This is a genomic window from Mesorhizobium sp. BR115XR7A (assembly GCF_020165315.1).
In the GTDB taxonomy this organism is placed as follows: domain Bacteria; phylum Pseudomonadota; class Alphaproteobacteria; order Rhizobiales; family Rhizobiaceae; genus Mesorhizobium; species Mesorhizobium australicum.
Genome location: NZ_JAIUHW010000001.1, coordinates 664,989 through 683,031 on the forward strand (window position 1 = coordinate 664,989; position 18,043 = coordinate 683,031).

Here is an 18,043-nt window from a genome sequence, read left to right on the forward strand (position 1 = left end):
CCAAAACGAATCAAGACTTGGCGCCAACTACTTTTATGGGAAATCGACCTCGTGCAAATTAGAAAATCTAATACTTGGATACGGCAGACTTGGTTGAACGGCTGTCAGCCAATATCTCAAGAATACGCTTCCAGCGGGCACAACGCCCGAAATCCTTCTGCTCGATCGCCTTTTCGGCCTTCATCGCGGCGTAAAGTGGTGCCTCGGCGCCAAATTCCTTGATCAGCCAATGCGCTTCCTGCCTGGCGAGACGTTCATTGTCGTCAAACATAATTTTCCGCCTCCGAACGTTCCAGTCCGACCGCGATGCAACTGCCTATGACAAGGACGGCTCCGGCAATGGCTGTCGTCGTCAACCGTTCGCCGGACAAGGTCAGCAGCAATGTCGAAGCGATCGGCGTGAGATAGGCAATGACAGCCACCTTCCCGCTGCCTCCCAGTTTCAGGGCCCGCGACCAGAAGTAATAACCAAGCCCCATGGGGCCGGCACCGAGATAGAGCCCGAGGGCCAGATCCACGCCGGTGGGCCAGGCTACGCCTTCGCGAACGGACCATATAAGCGTCAAGGCGACGCCAACCAGCGACGATGGCAGCAACAGGCGGTCCGGCGAAGGGGCGAGCCGTCCCACCATCACCGAATAGAAAGCCATGCACAGCGCGGACCCGAATGCGCACAGATAGCCGGCGAGATCACCCTGAAACCAGGTGCGGTCGCGGCCTCCCGAAATCACCAGCGCGACGCCCACGAACCCAAGGGCCGCTGCAAGACCCAGCAAAGCCGGACGCCGGGGATTTTCGAAGGCGATCACGGCCGCGGCAACCATCAAGGGCCAGGTGTAGGCCACGAGATTGGCTTCGATCACCGGCATCGAGGCGAAGGCGATATATTGCAGCACCATGGTGCCGACCAGACCGATGAAGCCGACCGCGAGCGGCACCAGCGCGGTGCTCGCCGTGATTGCCGTGGCTTTCTCCCGGCTCATCAACCGGATGGCCGCGAAGACCAGCGTGGCCCCTACAAATTGCAGGAACTGCACCTGCGACACCGGGTGACTGGCCAGCAGGGATTTGCCGACCAGCGCATTTGTCGACCACAACGCCACCGCGCCGGTGGCGAAGACCAGCGCGGACATCGAGCCTGATCCATGCCGAAAGAAGCGCCATGGGGCTCTATCTCTGCGTTCGACCATGATCCTGTCCGAAAACCGGCTCCCTTTTTTCCGGATCATGGATCGTTACCATGATTCCCTGGCCCCACCCGGAACCGGTGCTTCGGCCGGGGCCGGCGTCGGATGTTCCGCCTCGAACCGGCGATAGGCCGGCAGCTGATTGGTCCACACGTCCTCGGCCAGTTCATTGACCCATTCGCGGTCGTGATCATTGTCGGCGGCAAGGTAAAACATCCTGTTGTCGTCGACATAGGGCTTGGCCACGGAGCGCTGGTTGAGCACCAGGGTGACGCGTTCGCCGAACTGGATCGGCGCCGTGCGGTGCAGGACGCCGAGGAACTGCCCGAGCGTCGCATATCTCATCTTGTGATCGATGCGCATGATACGGTTGCGCGGAATCTCGCGGCCGGATTCGAGAATGGCGCGGCCGGTCTCGGAATCATCGCAATAGATTTCGAGATGGCCGCCGACCAGCGGATCGCTGATCGACAGCGGAATGAGTTCGGTGACCGGAACGCCGTCGCAATGCCATTCGACGGCGCCATCCCTGGGATTCATGAAGGTAACGGTCGAACCGACGATCGACAGCGGATAGGGTTCCAGCTTCGTGCCCATCATGTCGGACAGGCGCTCCAGGCGCAACTTGTCGTTCAGCAACTCCTTGATTTCAGGTATGAAACGGTCGGCGCCGGTGATGAAGGTCAGATCGAGATGCTTGTGCACGGCATGGCTGGCCTTGAGCTTCAGGGCGGCCTCCTCGATCGCGGCAAGCAGTTCCGGATCATAGCCATGCAGATACTGCGCAACGCCGAAGCTCGACACCTTCCAGGCGGTTTCGTGGCCGATAATGGCCTCGCGGCTCATCGCATAGCGCAATTCGGGTATCGTATGTGCGTTCATTGTACTTCTCCAAGTGGGGGCAAACACTTGGCTAACAGTCGATTAAATTAGCTCCCCCTGTAAAATTAGGAATGCTAGTGCTACCGTAAGCCAAGCTTAAGGTCGAAACCGTGCGTCTGCTCAGTCAGGTCAACCTCAATTCGCTGAAAATCGTGGAGAGTGCTGCGAGGCACGGCAATTTCACGCGTGCCGGAGAAGAACAGTTCATCACCGCATCGGCGGTCAGCCAGCGCGTCAAGAGCCTGGAGGACCAGCTGCGTTTCAAGATTTTCCAACGCGGCGGCAATGCGGTATCGCTGACACCGGAGGGCGAGACCTATGTCTCGCGCGTTCGCGAGGCGCTGGAGCGTATCGTCGCCGCCAGCATGGAAGCGACCGGGCAATCACAGGAACATGTGCTGAAAATATCCGTGCTGCCGACATTTGCCGCGCGCTGGCTGTTTCCGCGCCTGCCGCTGTTCCAGCAGCAACATCCCGATATCGTGATGCGGGTTTCGACCTCGTACGCGACGCATGAGTTCACGACTTCCGAATTCGATCTGGAAATCCGCTATGGCGACGGCCATTTCAACGGACTGCCGTCCGACCTGCTGTTCCGGGAAGACCTGACCCCGGTGTGCAACCGCAAACTGTTCCATGAGGTTCTCGGCGACAAGCCGGTGTCAAAGGTGACGCCGGACGACCTCAAGCACTTCACGCTGCTGCATTCCGACACCTGCACCCAGAACTGGCAATCCTGGCTTGGTTTCGCCGGGGCCAGTTTTGTGCTCAGCGAGACCAAAAGCATCTATTTCGACTCGTGCATGATGTCCTACGAGGCGGCCAATGCCGGAATGGGTTTTGCCGTCGCCAACCGTGCCTATATGGCCAGCGACATCCGCGCCGAGAGGCTGGTCGCTCCCTTTGCCGTCCACCATCCGAACACGGCCGGCTGGTATTTCGTCTCGCCCCACAAGAGCCTTGCCGCGCGCAAGGTGCTGCGGTTCAAGCAATGGGTGATGGCGGAAGCGGCTCTGACACAGAGCCAATTGGATGGCGAAGTCACCGGCCTGGCTTCGGCGGCTGTGTAAAAATGCGGCGATAGTCCGCGCCAACCGTTCGCCGTCGAATTTAGAACGAAACCATCTGGATCAGGCGAAAGCCCTGCCCTCCTCGGTGCGCTGGAAATGTGCCAGATCCAGCGGCACTGACGGGCGACCCAGGACCGTCAGGATCATATGCGCCTGGCCGCGGTGATGGGTCTGGTGGTTGAAGACATGAGCCAGCGCGGGCGCCAGGCGTTGCGAGACGGTGCGCATGTCCGATACGGTCATATAGGTGAAACGACCCGACAGCGCCTTGTCGCTCAAGCCGCTGAGCCAGTCGATAATCCGCCGGTCCTCGGCCTCGCGCGCTGTCCTCAGGACAGGCAAGGCCCGGTACAATATAGCGTCCAATGTCGTTGGCGCGGCGCCTTCGCCGGTGAAGCGCTTCATCCAGATGCGATCGGCGGCGAGCAGGTGGTTGAGCGTGCCCATCAGCGAGCCGAAAAAGACGCCGACGTCGCGATTGAATTCCTCGTCGTTGAGATCGTCGGCGGCATCGTAGATGCGGCCATTGGCCCATTGATTGTATGCCGCAAACATCATGAAGTGCTGTTTCATTTTTTCCCGCCGGTCCGTTTCGGGTGTCGGGAGCGATACCTAGACCGCAAAGGAACCCGCGCCAATGACCATTCTGCTTTACGAACTCGTCGGGCGTGACGAGGGCCGCCCGTTCAGTCCACATTGCTGGAAGGCAACAATGGCGCTGGCCCACAAGGGGCTCGAAATGTCGACCGCGCCGACGCGTTTTCTCGAAGTGCCCGCCGTTGAGGGCGGCGTTTCGAAAACCGTTCCGGTGATCCGCGACGGCGACAAGGTCGTCACCGATTCCTTTGCCATCGCGCTCTATCTCGAAGAGGCCTATCCGGATCGGCCTAGCCTGTTTGGCGGCGAAGGCGGCAAGACGATGGCGCGCTTCATCGAGCGCTGGTCGCAATCGACCATCCACCCTTACGTCACCACGGCGGCGCTCGTCGACCTTCATGCCATGCAAGACGAACAGAATGGCTCGTATTTCCGCCAGAGCCGGGAGCAGCGCTTCGGCAAGCGGCTGGAGGACGTCGTCGCCGCACGCGACGCCGGCCTGGCAACCTTCCGGGCGGCACTGGAGCCGCTGCGCTCCATGTTGAGCTACCAGCCATTCATCGGCGGTGCCTCGCCGCTGTTTGCCGACTATATCGTCTTTGGCGCACTGCAATGGGCGCGCATCGCATCGCCCTACAAGGTGCTCGAAGACAGCGACGTGGTGGCGCAGTGGTTCACCCGCTGCCTCGACCTGCATGGCGGGCTTGGACGAAAGGTTGCGGCGGCGGCGTGACGCCGCAAAGGCCTTCTATCCGCAGGGCAGCTCGAGCCCGTCAGCCTGTTGCGAAATCAGGGGCCGAACAGCTGACCTTACTTCGCCGCCTTACTTCGCCGCCTTCTTTGGCTTGCTGGCTTTCGGCTTGCCGGCTTTGGCGACGAGCTTTTCTTGCTTGGGCGCGGCTTTTGCCTTGCTGGCGCCAGGTGCCTTCTTGGCCGGCTTCTTGCCCACCGTCGGCTTGACCGCGTCCTCCCGGTCGACGTCGGCCGCCGCCTGGTGCCAATGACGTTCGTGCTGGCCGGCCGGGTGCCCTTCTTCCTGCCAGATCTGATGTGCACGGTTGCGAATGCGCTCCTGACGATCGTCTGTCATGGTCATGTTGTCTCCATTCGGGCCGACTTCAGCGCGGCGCCGACAGGGCGACTATAGCAAGCAAACCGTTGCTGTGCAGCCGTCTGATGCCGCCGGCCGACAGGATCAGCCACGGAAATACCGACCATTCCGGCCCTGCGCTGTCGCTCCGGGCGTTCGCTTGGCGGACCACGCCTCACCCCCTCTCCTCAGCCCTCTTGGCAATCAGCCGGGCGGCTTGTATAGAGCCCGCCACTCTCAATTCGAATTCAGACAAGGACGACCCATGGCGCTCGAACGCACTTTTTCCATGATCAAGCCGGACGCGACGCGGCGCAATCTCACCGGCGCCATCACCAGGATGCTGGAAGAGGCCGGCCTGCGCGTTATCGCCTCGCGCCGGGTGTGGATGAGCCGCCGCGAGGCGGAGGGCTTCTACGCCGTCCACAAGGAGCGCCCGTTCTTTGGCGAGCTGGTGGACTCCATGTCCTCGGGCCCGACCATCGTGCAGGTGCTGGAAGGTGAGAACGCCATCGCCAGGAACCGCGAAGTGATGGGCGCCACCAATCCGGCCAACGCCGCCGAAGACACCATCCGCAAGGTGCATGCGCTCTCGATCGGTGAGAATTCGGTGCACGGCTCGGATGCGCCGGAAACGGCCGCGCAGGAGATCAAGTACTGGTTCTCGGATACCGAGATCGTCGGCTGAGCCGACACTGCACGTTCCAGGCGAGAAGGCCGGTGTTTCGCCGGCCTTTTTCTTTGCTGGCGCTCAACTCTCGCGCACGAATCGCAGCACATCGGCATGCAGCCGATCCATATGGGTGTACATGAGGCCATGCGGCGCGCCCTCGTAAACGAGGAAACGGCAGTCCGGAATGAGCCTGGCGGACGGAATGCCCGTCAGCTCGATGGGCGCCGAGCGGTCGCGGTTGCCATGGACGAGCAAGGTCGGCACGGTATTATTCGGATGGCGGCCGCTTCCAGCGCCGGGCTGCCTGGGCATCGGTTTCCCTGGCCTCGACCCAGCCGCCCTCGGAGCCGTCGGTGCGATGTTCCTTCTTCCAGAAGGGTGCACGCGACTTGAGGTAGTCCATGAGGAAGTCCGCCGCCTCGAACGCCGCCTGGCGGTGCGCCGAAGCGGCTACCACCAGCACGATGTTCTCCCCCGGCGCGATCTTGCCATGGCGATGGATGACGGTGAGGCCTTGCAGCGGCCAGCGCTCGCTGGCTTCGGTTGCGATGCGGCCGATCTCGGCTTCAGCCATGCCCGGATAGTGCTCGAGTTCGAGTGCCGAGAGCGCGCCCTGCTCGTCGCGGCACAGGCCTGAGAAGGTGACCACCGCGCCAATGTCGACGCGGCCTTGCGTCAGTGCGGCGATCTCGGCGGCGACGTCGAAATCCTGGCGCTGAATGCGCACGGTCGCTATCAGGACGGCCGACATGACTGTCAGCCCCCGGTCATCGGCGGGAACAGCGCGATTTCGCGCGCGCCCGATATCTTCTCGCGGTGGTCGACATGTTCCTGGTCGATGGCAACCCGGATCACGTCGGGATACTGCAACGCGTGTTCGTAGCCTTCGCCGCGCGACCGCAGCCAGCGCAAGAGGTCGGTGACCGTCTCTATGCCGGCCGGCAGTTCGAGATCTTCTTCCGGCATGCCGATCCGTTCGCGAATCCAGGCAAAGTAGATGAGACGGGTCGTCATCTCACTCGTCCATGATGTGCTTGAGGCCGGCGCGGAAATAGTCGTAGCCGGTGTAGAGCGTCACGAGGGCCGCGATCCACAGCAGCACGAGACCGGTCTGCGTTGTCAGCGGGAAGACCTTGTCGCCGGCCGGCCCCGCCAGCAGGAAAGCGATGGCGACCATCTGGATGGTGGTCTTCCACTTGGCGAGCTGCGTCACCGGCACTGAGACCTTGAGTGCCGCCAGATATTCGCGCAGGCCAGAAACCAGGATTTCGCGGCACAGGATGATGATGGCCGCCCACAGCGACCAGCCGGCGATGCCGGCATGGCGGTCGGTGTCGGCAGCAAGCAGCAAGAGGCACGTGGCGACCAGCAGCTTGTCGGCGATCGGATCGAGCATCTTGCCGATGTTGGAGGTCTGCTGCCAGGCACGCGCAAAATAGCCATCGAAATAATCGGTAACGGACGCCAGCAGGAAAATGACCAGCGCCGACCAGCGAGCGAAGTCGCTCGATTTCAGATGGCCTTCGAGAAAAAAACACAACACGACCAGCGGCACCGCGACGATACGGGCGTAGGTCAGCATATTAGGCAGGTTGAACGCGCGCTGGGCCATGTCTGGTGGACTCTTTCTGCCTGCGTACTCAAATCAGAAGCTGTTGTAGGGGGTCAACAGGCCAGATTCGACTGGCCAGCTGAAAGTGGCGAATTTTTTCAACTTTCGTGGAAATGATTGTAGACCAATTTGGCGACCTGCTCGGAAATGCCATCGACTTTTCTCAGATCCTCGATCGCGGCGCGGCTGACCGCCTTGGCGGTTCCGAATGCCAGCAGCAGGGCGCGCTTGCGGCCGGGGCCGATGCCGGCGATTTCATCGAGCGGGCTCTTGACCAACTCCTTCTTGCGGCGGGCCCGGTGCGAGCCGATGGCGAAGCGGTGGACCTCGTCGCGCAGCCGCTGGACGAAATAGAGCACGGGGTCGCGAACCGGCAATGAAAACGAGTCCCTGCCCCTGACGAAGAAACGCTCGCGGCCGGCATCGCGGTCCTGCCCCTTGGCGATGCCGATGGCGACGACCCGGTCCTCGATGCCGAGATCCGACAGGATCTTGCGCACCGCCGTCATTTGGCCCTGGCCGCCATCGATCAGGATGACGTCCGGCCATGCCGGGAAGCTGCCGGAGATGTCGTCCTCGATATCATCGCCCGCCTCGGCCGCCATCGCCTCGCCCGCTGCCGCATCCTCAGCCACGGCGAGATCGCCATGCTCCTTGAGCAGCCGCGAAAAACGCCGCTCCATCACTTCGCGCATCATGCCGAAATCGTCGCCCGGCGTGATCTCGGTCGAGCGGATGTTGAATTTTCTGTACTGGTTTTTCACAAAGCCTTCCGGCCCGGCGACGACCATGGCGCCGACCGCGTTGGTGCCCATGATGTGCGAATTGTCGTAAACCTCGATGCGCACCGGCGGCTTGGCGAGGCCAAAGGTCTCGGCGAAACCGGCAAGCAACCGCGCTTGCGTCGAGGTTTCGGCCAGCCGACGGCCGAGTGCCTCACGCGCATTCTGCAGGGCGTTGTCGGTCAGGTCCTTCTTCTCGCCGCGCTGCGGCACGGAAATCGCCACCTTGCGGCCGGCGCGGGTCGAGAGCGCCTCGGCCAGCAGTTCCTGGTCCTCGACGGTCTGCGACAAGAGAATGGCACGCGGTGTCGGCTTGTCGTCATAGAACTGCGCCAGGAACGAGCCCAGCACTTCCGATCCCTCCAGCGCCGGATCGGCCTTCGGGAAATAGGCACGGTTGCCCCAGTTCTGGCCGGTGCGGAAGAAAAACACCTGGATGCAGACCTGGCCGCCTTCCTGGTGGATGGCGAACACATCGGCCTCGTCGACGGTCGCCGGGTTGATGCCCTGATGGCTTTGCACGTGCGACAGGGCCGCCAGTCGGTCGCGATAGATGGCGGCGCGCTCGAAATCGAGGTCTTGCGAAGCCTGCTGCATGGCGGCCGAAATCTCGGTCTTCACCTTCTGGCTGCGGCCGGACAAAAAGTCCTTCGCTTCGGCGACCAACCCGGCATAACCCTCATGCGAAATTTCGCCGGTGCACGGACCCGCGCAGCGCTTGATCTGGTAGAGCAGGCATGGCCGCGTGCGGTTCTCGTAGAAGGAATTGGTGCAGCTTCTGAGCAGGAAGGCGCGCTGCAGGGAATTGATGGTGCGGCCGACGGCACCGGCCGAGGCAAAGGGGCCGAAATAGTCGCCCTTGCGCGACCGCGCGCCGCGATGCTTGTAAATGCCGGGCGAGACATGGTCGCCGGTCAAAAGGATATACGGGAACGACTTGTCGTCCCGCATCAGCACATTGAATCGCGGCCGCAAACGCTTGATGAGATTGGCTTCGAGCAGCAGCGCCTCGATCTCGGTGCGGGTGACGACGAATTCCATCGTCGACGTCTCGCGCACCATGCGGCCGATGCGGTTGGTGTGGAATCTGCCTTGCGCGTAGTTGGTGACACGCTTCTTCAGGCTGCGCGCCTTGCCGACGTAGAGCACGTCGCCGGCGGCGTTCATCATCCGGTAGACGCCGGGCGCATTGGGCAGCCGCTTGACCAGTGTCTGAATCACCTCGGCGCCGACCATGCCTTCGGCGTCGCCTGCATGCGGCGTCCAGTCGATGGCCGTGAAGGCGACATCCGGGCCAACCGGTTCGACGATCTCCTCCAGTGCCTCGTCCTCGAGGTCGATTTCGGGAGGAAGATCATCAGCGCCGCCGCGCGCCTTGTTCTTGTGATCCAAAGGACTCATTCCGCCATGCCTGTCACATCGGGCGTCTGCCATGCAAGATGCTGGCCGCCGTCGAGCGCGATCATCTGACCGGTGACCGAGCGCGCGTGCCAGAGATAGCGGATGGTGGCGCCGAATTCCGGCAATTCCGGGCCGCGCCTCAGAATGAGGCCAGCGACCTGCGCGTCAAAATCCGAATCGTTCTGGCGCACGTTCTTCAGCGTCGGGCCTGGCCCGATCGCATTGACGCGGATGCGCGGCCCGAGCGCCTGGGCCAATATCTGCGTCTGCGTCCACAATGCCGATTTCGATAGCGCATAGGAAAAATAGCGCGGCGTCGGCCGCCAGACGCGCTGGTCGATGATGTTGACGATCAGCCCGTCCTGCCCTTCCGGCAAAGAACGGGCGAAGTTCTGCGCCAACAGCGCCGGGGTTTTCAGGTGAATGGCAAAATGGCGGTCCCAGGCGCGCCAGTCGAAATCCTCGACGGAATCATCGACGAAGAGCGAAGCATTGTTGACCAGCAGCGAGATTGGGCCCAGCGCGGCCTCCGCCTGGCCGACAAGGTCGCCGACGGCATCCATGTCGGTCAGGTCGGCCGCAACCACGGCGGCACGCCCGCCCGACCGGTTGATCCCCGCGGCCAGCGCATCCGCCGCATCGTGCGAGCGATTGGAATGGATGGCGACCGCAAAGCCATGGCTGGCAAGGTCCTCGACAATCGCCTTGCCGATCCGTTTCGCCCCACCGGTCACCAGCGCCACGGCAGTGGCTTTGCTCATAGGTGTCAATCCTCAATTTCGGCCCGAAAACGCGACGCCGACGAAATATGGCCCGGCATGCGTTAAACGGCGTTCGCACCTGGGGCAACATTGTGGCGAAGTGCCCAGTTCGACGTGCCGGGCCCTCTTGGACTCGCAACCGCCGGACCGCAATATAGGTCGCTGGAGTCCTTGCACCAAGCCGCGTGCAGCGCAGCACGAACTTGCTGCTGACATTTCGCTGTTGCGAAGATGCAACGTCAAGGTTCTGCCTCATTCGCGCCGGGGAATGACCCAAGTTCAGGTTCGGTTCAGCCGCATTTTGACACGACATTTGGAACCGACGAACGCCAGATCCGTTTCACCCCCCGGACGGGTCGATGGCGATCGTGAGAAACAAGCCTGTGTCCTGTGGCTTAAGGAGTAAAGAACAATGCAAGCCAATCTCAAATTCGCACGGCCGCTGGCTGTTGCGCTCGGGCTCTTCGCCCTCGGTGGTACCGCTTATGCCGCGGACGTAGTTTCGGAAGAGCCGCCGGCACCCGCTCCGGTTGCCGAACTTCCGGTCGCCTCGTGGGCCGGTCCCTATGCCGGTATCAACCTTGGCTACGGCTTCGGCGGCAAGACCAAGGAAAAGGATTTCGGCGTTTCGACCGATACCAAGGGTTTTGTCGGCAGTGTCTTCGGCGGCTATCAGTGGCAGCAGGAGAACTTCGTGTACGGCGGTGAAGCCGAACTCGGCTACAACGGCGTCAAGGGCGACGATAACGGCATCCACTCCAAGGGCGGCATCGAAGGCTCGCTGCGTGCCCGTCTCGGCTACGCCGTGACCCCGGAAATCCTGCTCTATGGCACCGGCGGTCTCGCCGGCAGAAGCCTGAAGGTGGAAGACTCGGTCATTCCTGCCAGCGACACCGCAACCATGCTCGGCTGGACCGCTGGCGTCGGCACCGACATCAAGCTGACCGACAATGTCTTCGGCCGCGTCGAGTATCGCTACACCGACTTCGGCAGCAAGAGCTTCGACGGTATCGGCAAGGTCAAGGCGACGGACAACCGCGTCACCTTCGGCCTCGGTATGAAGTTCTAAGTCGTTCAAGCCACGACACGAAAAGCCGGGCCTCGCGCCCGGCTTTTTTTGTGCCGGTCGCTCAGGCCGGAACCGCGGACTTCAGCTCTGGGAATTTTTCGTCGAAACGCGCCGCCCAGCGGGTCAACCGGCCGCGCCCCTTCTCCCATCGACCGCCAAAGCGGAGCGAGAGATAGCCGAGGCAGGCACGCAATGCCAACTGACCGGCCGTGATCTTCTTCGGCAGCTTTGGCGGATTGGCGTTGAGCAGATCGAGTGCCGCCATGATCTTCGCCCACTGCCGGTCGAGCCAGGGCTGATAGACCATCTCTTCAGGCCGGGTGCGGCGTTCGTAGACCATCGACAGCGCGCAATCGCAGATACCGTCCGCCAGCGCCTCCAGCACTTCCGCTTCCAGACGCTTGTCGGGATTGCGTGGAAACAAGGCGTTCTTCGAAATCCGGTTGAGGTGCTGGGTAATGGCGCGGCTGTCGTGAACCGAACGGCCATCGTCGAGCACCAGCACCGGGATCTTGCCGAGCGGATTGGCGCCGATCAGTTCGGCCGGCCTGTCCTCGGTCTTGACCGGCACCTCATCGAGGGCGATCCCGGCATAGGCCGCTGCCATCCTTACCTTGGAGCTGTAGGGAGAGGCGGACGCGTAGAGCAGCTTCGGCATGATCGGTTTCCTGTTTGCAAACATCCAGTGTTGACCGCAGGACTGTCGCGATCAATTGCCAGAGTGCAAAAAAACAGCGGCCAGAAACCGGCTGCGGTTTCCGCCCTGGCATCACGACAAGCCTGATACCGGTACTCTGGAAAGTATCAGCAGGCCACCACAAAAAGCCGCCCGATTCGAACGTGCGCCCACACTTTTCCGGCACCCATGCTTCGCAGGCGCTAAGCGTCACGCCGATACATTCGCCAACCACCGCGAGGAGCAAAAAAGTTGGGCGAGCGAGGCAGCCAACCGGCGCCTCGCTTTGCTTGCCCCTCGGCCCCTTCCCGACGCTCAGCCCAGAGGGCTGAACCCGTTGCCGAACATGCTCCGATCCAGAGCGTCAGAGCGTCCTTGCCGGATCCCGAAGGACACGCGACGCCCCAACGATCCGTCTACTTCTTGACCGGAGTCTTCGCCTTCGCAGGCGCTGCCTTTGCCTTCGGCGCTGGGGCTTTCTTCACCGCCGGCTTGGTCGCGGCGGCGGCTGCTTTGGCAGCTGGCTTGGCCGCCGGCTTCTTGGCCGGTGCCGCTTTTGCTGCCGGCCTCGCCGCGGCTTTCGCGGGAGCCGCCTTCTTGGCAGCGGGTTTGGCTGTGGGTTTGGCCGTCGCCTTGGCAGCAGGCTTCTTGGCCGGCGCCGCTTTCGCCGCCGGCTTCGCCGCCGCTTTCGCGGGCGCCGCCTTCTTCACTGCCGGCTTCGCGACAGCCTTGGCCGCCGCCGGTTTCTTGGCCGGCGCCTTCGCTGCCGGCTTTGCCGCCGCCTTGGCAGGCGCTGCTTTCTTCACTGCTGTTGCGGCCTTCGCCGCGACTGCTTTTGCGGGTGCTTTCTTTGCCGGTGCCTTGGATGCCGGCGCTTTAGATGACTGCTTAGCCATGTCATGCCCCTTCACGTTATGCCGATGGCCGTGAATGACCCCGGCGCGCAATGCATATCTGACTCGCGTCTCGCTAGCCAGCGAAGCAATGGTATGATTTTCTCAACTTAAATTTTAGTTGCGATCCACACACAATCACACTCATCATCGCAAAAATCCGCTGCTGATCTTCTGACGTCGCCAGCAAATCGATACCGGCGTTCCCGATGCGATCTCGCCATCAAGATCCGAAGATTAGCGAGCGGCTTCACGCGTGATCCTTGGCCGTGAACATCATAACCCGCCGCGTCATCGAAGCGATCATCTTTTGCAGGCGCGCGGTTCGCGCGGATCACGAGCGCGATGCGACGGTCGATCTGAAGATCACCTTGTCAAGCATGGCTTGAGCACCGGCTTCCCGATTGACAGAATACTCTGTAGAACAGAGTATTCTGCATGAGATGCGATTGCGCCGTCGGTTTCGGCCATACAGAAGCAAATGGCACCGCAAAATCGCCAAGCCATATGGCGACAACCCAAGGCTTTGCCGCATTGGAGCCTGTTGATGAGCGCCGATGACATCATCCACCAGAGTACACGGCTCAGGATCATGGCCGTCCTGAACACGCTGGAAAGGCGCGAGACCCTGGAGTTCGTCCAGTTGAAAGCCATGATCGAAGTCACCGACGGCAATCTCGGAGCACATCTCGATACGCTGGCCAGAGCTGGCTATGTCGATATTGAAAAGCTTTTCGTCGGACGCCGGCCGCAGACACGGATCAGGGTCACGACGGCCGGGCGGCGGGCGTTTCGCGGTCACATTGCCTTTCTTCGCAAGATCATCGATCAGGCAGAGGCAACGCGTCGCAGAAAATAGCAAAGCGACGAGCCTTGGTTCACCGCCTCACGATACGGCGAGCCGCCCGTCGACAGTTCGACGGCGGCGGAATTGCCGCGTGTTTCGACAAGGAGCGCGTTGTCATCACGGCTGATAGCCGAGACAGATGGCGCCGAGCGCGACGACGGCGCAGGCGCCGACCCGCCGGGGCGTCAGCGTCTCGCCTGCGCCCCCTTCAGGCCGCAGGCGCGAAAAAGATCGGAAGGAGAACGAGGTGCGTTCAGCGCAGGACGCGGCAACGGCCGTTATAGACCATCCAGCGATCGAAGCCCGAGACGCAGAACTCGACATTGTCGCCGATGGAGGCAAAGCCCTGGCCTTCCTCGATCAGATAGAAGATCGACCGGTCCCGGCCATCCGACAGGCTGACGGTTGCCCGGCAATAGTGACGACCGATCGGCCATTCCTCGCTCGCCTGCTGATAACGGTGCTGGCGAATGTCGCGAAAATCGGTGATGGCGACGTCGGGCAGATGAGGCACGTGATGCACCTGGTAGGAGAACCGATGCGTGATCTTGCTCAGCACCCATGTCTCGCCACAGATGCTGCCATCGTCCTCAGTATAGACGCCGAGGTCGGCCGCCTGGACCGCCCGGGTGACACCGAGAGGCGCGGCAAGGGGCGTGCAGAGCGAAATCAGGGCAGCAAGTGCGGATTTGGCGAAGCGAGTCATGGCAGCCTCTCAAGGTCGATTGCGCGCACTGTGCGGATTCGCTCGGCGGCGGTCAAGCGGTTGCCGAAACAATGGTTTCCAGAAACCGGCGCCGCGGGTAACGGCTAAGTTCCCCAAGGACTGATCGTGCGGTCGTAAGGAACGCGGCGATCGAAAAAGGCTATCCCGGCGGCGGGACCTGCTCGCCGGCCAGCCATTCCAGCGACCAGTGGGCCGGCTTGCCCACGGCGAGCAATTTGTGCAGTGCCGGCAGCATGGTTCGCAGTTCGCCTTCCAGCGTGAAGGGCGGATTGACCACCACCATGCCGGTGCCATCGAGGCTGGGATCGGAAGAGGCTGGCCTGATCTCGAATTCTATGTCGAGGATTTTCGAGATGCCGGATTGCTTCAGCGCTTTCCTGAAGGCGATCACCGCCTTGCGGTCCTTGATCGGATACCACAGCGCGTAGATGCCACTGGGCCAGCGCCTGTGCGCCTTCACCAGCCCGTCGACGAGGCGGCCGAACTCACCCTCTTCCTCGAAGGGCGGATCGATGAGCACCAGGCCGCGCTTTTCCTTCGGCGGCAGGTGCGCTCCGAGCGCAAGCCAGCCGTCCAGTTCCATCACCTTTGTCTGAAAATCGCCGGCGAACTCGATCTTCAGCCTGGCGGCGTCTTTCGGGTGCAGCTCGATCGCCGACAACCGGTCCTGCTTGCGCAGGAGATTGCGCGCGAGCAGCGGCGAGCCCGGATATTTCTTTACGCCGCCCTCCGGATTGAGCGAGCGCACCGCCGCCAGATAAGGCGCCAGCAGCGCCGCCGCCTTCGCATCGAACGCGGCATCTATCAGCCTGCCGATGCCGCCCTGCCACTCGCCTGTCTTGTGCGCTTCGAGTGACGACAGATCGTAGCGGCCAATGCCGGCATGGGTGTCGATGACGCGAAACGCCTTGTCCTTCTGCTTCAGGTAGTCGAGCAGGCGCGTCAGCACGACATGCTTGACGACATCGGCAAAATTGCCGGCGTGGTAGGCGTGGCGATAGTTCATGTGGGACCCCTGCCCCAACGTGGCGGCGGCGGCTGCGAATTCGGATTTTCCGGTCGCCCGCCAGCAGAACGCAAGGACAGCAAGAAACCGATCAGGCCGACCGCCATCAGCGAGAAGCCTATCGGCCGCGCGCGGCCGTCGATTTCCCCGACACCGGAGCGCAAGACAAGGTCGACCGCTCGCATCGGTATGTCCTCGGCATCGCCCGGGCCGACCGTGAAGACGTAAGCGCCAGGGCTGACGGTGGCGATCAGGCCAGCCTCGTCGCGAAAGATCTTGTCGGGCAGCTGTGGGCTGGCCTGGCGCGGATTGTCCACATGGTTGAACTGCAGCGTCGAGGCAAGCACCGTGTGGCCATTGGTGGCCGCGGTCAGCGTCAACACAGTGCGCTGCTTCGAAACGATGCGTTCGGCCCTCGCGGTCAGGTCCACCAGCACCCGCACCGGCGCATCGCGATCCCTGAGCGATACGGTCAACGGCTTGAATCGGCCCTGCTCGTAGACCCGCCAGGTGCCGATTTCGCGGCCGGAAAAATTGGCCGTCGCCCAGGGGTAGATGAGACCGATGCCGGTGCCGGCCAACAGGATCAGGACGAAGAGAAAGCGCATTCAGGCGGTCACCTTGCAATCAAACCTTGCCGGACGGTCGGCTTATATCGGCGCCGTCGCGCAGGCGTTCCATTTCGTCCAGCAGCATGTCGAGGCCGAGTTCGAAGGTCTTGTCGAATTCGGCGGCGCCAAAAAAGCGCCCGGCCTCCACGACGTTTGGATAGTCCCTGGTCAGTTGCTCGTCGCTGACGGTGTTCACCGCGGACGGGCCTCTGGAATAGCCCGCGTTCTCGTCCAGCACCGCGCCCATCAGATAATAGCCCACGGCGCGGAAGAGCCGCGCACTGAGTTCCGCGTCGAAGCCGCCATCCTTGAACAAGCCGATAATGCCGTTCAACCAGGCAAGGCAAGTCGGCGAATTCATCCGGTAGGTAACAATGAAAGTGGAATAGGCGGGATGCTCGCGGCCGATGCGGCGGAAATCGTCGACGGCAACACGCATTCTTTGCCGCCAGGGAAGGCTGGTGTCAGGCACTTCAAGGGCGCCGATCAGCCGGTCGATCAGCGCCTCGTGCAGATGCGCCACCGAGGGGAAGTGATGATAGATGCTCATGGCCTCGCAGCCGAGCGCGGCGGCGAGCTTGCGCATCGAAAAGCCGGAAAGGCCCTCCCTCTCGATCACCTCGAAAGCCGCGTCCTCGATCATTTCGCGCGACAGACGCCCGCGCGCTCTCTGTTTCGTGATTGATTGATCCATGGCGCCGCTTGACAACTTACAGTGTAAGGTTCATTTTCGCCGTCACCTTACATCGTAAGGCTAACAAAGACCAGAGGAGAAAACCATGTCGTACCATCGCATCGTCAAATCCGTGCAGTCTTCGTCTCAGCATGTGTTCTTGTCCGCCGCCGCGGCCTGTATCCTGTCGCTTGGCTCCGCGCCTGCCCATGCCGACGACTATGATGCAACCCTCAAGGACATACAGTCGACCATGGGCGGCGTACCAAGCTTTGTAAAACAGTTTCCCAAAACCGGTCTGCCCGGTGCCTGGGCCGAGGTCAAGGCCATCGATCTCAGCGACAAGACGGCGCTGCCGCCCAAGGTCAAGTCGTTGATCTCCTTGGCCGTGGCGGCGCAGATTCCTTGCACCTACTGCATCTGGTCGGACACGCAGGACGCCAAGCGCGCCGGCGCCACGAACGAGGAGATCGAGGAAGCCGTGGCGATGGCGGCGCTGACGCGCCACTGGAGCACTATATTCAACGGCATGCAGGTCGATTTCGACACATTCAAGAAGGAAATGGGCGGGCAGTAAGCCCGCCGGCAAGAAGGAAATGGGCGGGCAGTAAGCCCGCCGGCAAGAAGGAAATGGGCGGGCAGTAAGTCCGCCGGGCGGGCAGTCCCGCCGGGAGTAACATAGCCAAGCTGGAGCACCGCGCCGCGTCAGGAGCGGTCTGCCACACGACAACAGGCGTCCCTGTTTTGTGGTTGCCTGAACGAGATGGCCCGCTGAGAAACGGACCATCTCGACCATTTTTGCGGCCCGCGCGCCAGTGCGGCGGTCAACCTGGATGCGTGGTCGCGCCATGGACAGCAGCTAGCCTATGCCCTCAAATGCCATTGCCGAGATGGCCGGCATTCCACTATGACTTCGATGCGCCTGCAGGCGAGAAGGGGATGTCGACTCATACCTTGGCGGATGAGGAACCTCGATGCACAGAGGACACGGGCGGCCCGACAGAGAGAAATCGGCGTTAAAAGTCATTCCTGCGGCCGATTCTGCCTTCTAACTTTGACTCTTGGTCTGCTCTGCGCCGCTGCCAGTTGCGACGTGGATTCCGTCCGCAGAGAGATACTGGCAAAGTATTCACGGCCAGGCGTTTATGTCTGCAGTCCCAGCGGATTTGGGCAGCAATCTCATTGCAACCTGAAGATTTGACGCCTTCTGAATCGCTCTTCATTTCAGACAGTGCCCAGGGGCGACCCACCCCAATGATCTCACAAGGACACTCCGCCCTATTCCTCGACATCAGGCTTTTGATGGCACCCGAGAAGAGATCGCGGCAGCCTGTGAAATTTGCTTGGATCGAGCCAATATGCTGATTCAAAATGAAGAACCCCGGCCGTGGCCATCCGCGCCCGCGCCGGGAACGCGTCGGCCATGATTAACCAATGGCAAACACAATTGGTTAAGGAATCTCTAATTTAGTTGACTTGAATTTTC

23 protein-coding genes are annotated in these 18,043 nt (G+C 61.8%); 6 read left to right on the forward strand and 17 right to left on the reverse strand.

Annotated elements, in window-relative coordinates; translation table 11 throughout:
• Positions 1-67: 67 nt before the first annotated feature.
• From LB557_RS03560 to LB557_RS03570, 3 genes are read right to left on the reverse strand one after another with little or no spacing between them, the layout of a single operon-like run.
• Entirely contained in the window at positions 68-271 is a 204-nt protein-coding gene (locus LB557_RS03560) for a hypothetical protein (protein WP_015318460.1), read from the reverse strand.
• Positions 264-1,190, reverse strand: a complete 927-nt coding sequence (locus tag LB557_RS03565) for a DMT family transporter (protein WP_140878577.1) — start codon at positions 1,188-1,190, stop codon at positions 264-266. Before LB557_RS03565 ends, LB557_RS03560 begins: the two co-directional genes overlap by 8 nt.
• A gap of 45 nt (positions 1,191-1,235) precedes the next feature.
• The gene (locus LB557_RS03570; RefSeq protein ID WP_181174108.1) at positions 1,236-2,069 is read right to left on the reverse strand and encodes a hypothetical protein; all 834 of its coding nucleotides are present in this window, start codon (positions 2,067-2,069) and stop codon (positions 1,236-1,238) included.
• Positions 2,070-2,179: 110 nt separating this feature from the next.
• Between LB557_RS03570 and LB557_RS03575 the strand changes: the two genes are divergently transcribed.
• Positions 2,180-3,139 (forward strand): LysR substrate-binding domain-containing protein, encoded by a 960-nt coding sequence (locus tag LB557_RS03575; RefSeq protein WP_015318463.1) that lies wholly within the window; start codon positions 2,180-2,182, stop codon positions 3,137-3,139.
• 60 nt (positions 3,140-3,199) lie between these two features.
• Here LB557_RS03575 and LB557_RS03580 read toward each other — a convergent pair whose 3' ends face one another.
• Positions 3,200-3,712 (reverse strand): DinB family protein, encoded by a 513-nt coding sequence (locus LB557_RS03580; RefSeq protein WP_140617195.1) that lies wholly within the window; start codon positions 3,710-3,712, stop codon positions 3,200-3,202.
• A gap of 64 nt (positions 3,713-3,776) precedes the next feature.
• Between LB557_RS03580 and LB557_RS03585 the strand changes: the two genes are divergently transcribed.
• Complete coding sequence (locus tag LB557_RS03585; RefSeq protein ID WP_224644316.1) at positions 3,777-4,469, forward strand: glutathione S-transferase family protein; 693 nt, start codon at positions 3,777-3,779, stop codon at positions 4,467-4,469.
• A 90-nt stretch (positions 4,470-4,559) separates the two neighbouring features.
• Here the strand turns inward: LB557_RS03585 and LB557_RS03590 are convergent, their stop codons facing one another.
• Positions 4,560-4,832, reverse strand: a complete 273-nt coding sequence (locus tag LB557_RS03590; protein WP_224644317.1) for a DUF2934 domain-containing protein — start codon at positions 4,830-4,832, stop codon at positions 4,560-4,562.
• 259 nt (positions 4,833-5,091) lie between these two features.
• Here LB557_RS03590 and ndk point away from each other — a divergent pair, with 259 nt between their 5' ends.
• Positions 5,092-5,514 carry a nucleoside-diphosphate kinase gene (gene ndk / locus LB557_RS03595; RefSeq protein ID WP_015318467.1) on the forward strand — a complete coding sequence of 141 codons (423 nt, stop codon included), beginning with the start codon at positions 5,092-5,094 and terminating at the stop codon, positions 5,512-5,514.
• A gap of 63 nt (positions 5,515-5,577) precedes the next feature.
• Here the strand turns inward: ndk and LB557_RS03600 are convergent, their stop codons facing one another.
• The 6 genes from LB557_RS03600 to LB557_RS03625 form a co-directional block, all read right to left on the reverse strand.
• On the reverse strand, positions 5,578-5,763 hold the full coding sequence (locus LB557_RS03600; protein WP_140790588.1) for an alpha/beta fold hydrolase: 186 nt from the start codon (positions 5,761-5,763) through the stop codon (positions 5,578-5,580).
• Between the two features lie 4 nt (positions 5,764-5,767).
• Positions 5,768-6,250, reverse strand: coding sequence for a molybdenum cofactor biosynthesis protein MoaE (locus LB557_RS03605; RefSeq protein WP_224644318.1), 483 nt, complete (start codon positions 6,248-6,250; stop codon positions 5,768-5,770).
• 5 nt (positions 6,251-6,255) lie between these two features.
• A complete protein-coding gene (gene moaD, locus LB557_RS03610; RefSeq protein WP_224644319.1) occupies positions 6,256-6,513 on the reverse strand; it encodes a molybdopterin converting factor subunit 1 in 258 nt (85 codons plus the stop codon).
• 1 nt (position 6,514) lies between these two features.
• Positions 6,515-7,111 (reverse strand): CDP-diacylglycerol--glycerol-3-phosphate 3-phosphatidyltransferase, encoded by a 597-nt coding sequence (gene pgsA / locus LB557_RS03615; protein ID WP_015318470.1) that lies wholly within the window; start codon positions 7,109-7,111, stop codon positions 6,515-6,517.
• 98 nt (positions 7,112-7,209) lie between these two features.
• On the reverse strand, positions 7,210-9,294 hold the full coding sequence (gene uvrC / locus LB557_RS03620) for an excinuclease ABC subunit UvrC (protein ID WP_224713006.1): 2,085 nt from the start codon (positions 9,292-9,294) through the stop codon (positions 7,210-7,212).
• Positions 9,291-10,055 carry an SDR family oxidoreductase gene (locus LB557_RS03625; RefSeq protein ID WP_224644352.1) on the reverse strand — a complete coding sequence of 255 codons (765 nt, stop codon included), beginning with the start codon at positions 10,053-10,055 and terminating at the stop codon, positions 9,291-9,293. The genes uvrC and LB557_RS03625 overlap by 4 nt, the downstream gene beginning before the upstream one ends.
• Positions 10,056-10,467: 412 nt before the next feature.
• On the opposite strand from LB557_RS03625, the gene LB557_RS03630 reads away from it, so the two are divergent.
• The gene (locus tag LB557_RS03630) at positions 10,468-11,124 is read left to right on the forward strand and encodes an outer membrane protein (RefSeq protein WP_140717897.1); all 657 of its coding nucleotides are present in this window, start codon (positions 10,468-10,470) and stop codon (positions 11,122-11,124) included.
• Positions 11,125-11,185: 61 nt separating this feature from the next.
• On the opposite strand, the gene LB557_RS03635 is transcribed toward LB557_RS03630, so the two are convergent.
• Together LB557_RS03635 and LB557_RS03640 are read right to left on the reverse strand one after the other, a co-directional pair.
• A complete protein-coding gene (locus tag LB557_RS03635) occupies positions 11,186-11,782 on the reverse strand; it encodes a glutathione S-transferase family protein (protein WP_140823718.1) in 597 nt (198 codons plus the stop codon).
• Between the two features lie 434 nt (positions 11,783-12,216).
• Entirely contained in the window at positions 12,217-12,606 is a 390-nt protein-coding gene (locus LB557_RS03640) for a hypothetical protein (protein WP_181166385.1), read from the reverse strand.
• 634 nt (positions 12,607-13,240) lie between these two features.
• On the opposite strand from LB557_RS03640, the gene LB557_RS03645 reads away from it, so the two are divergent.
• The gene (locus LB557_RS03645) at positions 13,241-13,552 is read left to right on the forward strand and encodes a transcriptional regulator (RefSeq protein WP_140726323.1); all 312 of its coding nucleotides are present in this window, start codon (positions 13,241-13,243) and stop codon (positions 13,550-13,552) included.
• A gap of 241 nt (positions 13,553-13,793) precedes the next feature.
• Here LB557_RS03645 and LB557_RS03650 read toward each other — a convergent pair whose 3' ends face one another.
• From LB557_RS03650 to LB557_RS03665, 4 genes are all read right to left on the reverse strand, one after another.
• The gene (locus tag LB557_RS03650) at positions 13,794-14,246 is read right to left on the reverse strand and encodes a hypothetical protein (protein WP_015318477.1); all 453 of its coding nucleotides are present in this window, start codon (positions 14,244-14,246) and stop codon (positions 13,794-13,796) included.
• Between the two features lie 160 nt (positions 14,247-14,406).
• Positions 14,407-15,273: a 23S rRNA (adenine(2030)-N(6))-methyltransferase RlmJ gene (locus LB557_RS03655; protein ID WP_140790600.1), complete on the reverse strand. Its 867-nt coding sequence runs from the start codon at positions 15,271-15,273 to the stop codon at positions 14,407-14,409.
• A complete protein-coding gene (locus tag LB557_RS03660) occupies positions 15,270-15,881 on the reverse strand; it encodes a hypothetical protein (protein WP_140878595.1) in 612 nt (203 codons plus the stop codon). Before LB557_RS03660 ends, LB557_RS03655 begins: the two co-directional genes overlap by 4 nt.
• A gap of 19 nt (positions 15,882-15,900) precedes the next feature.
• Positions 15,901-16,578, reverse strand: coding sequence for a TetR/AcrR family transcriptional regulator (locus LB557_RS03665; protein ID WP_140878597.1), 678 nt, complete (start codon positions 16,576-16,578; stop codon positions 15,901-15,903).
• Between the two features lie 85 nt (positions 16,579-16,663).
• On the opposite strand from LB557_RS03665, the gene LB557_RS03670 reads away from it, so the two are divergent.
• Positions 16,664-17,134 (forward strand): carboxymuconolactone decarboxylase family protein, encoded by a 471-nt coding sequence (locus tag LB557_RS03670; protein ID WP_140878599.1) that lies wholly within the window; start codon positions 16,664-16,666, stop codon positions 17,132-17,134.
• The last annotated feature ends 909 nt before the right edge of the window (positions 17,135-18,043 follow it).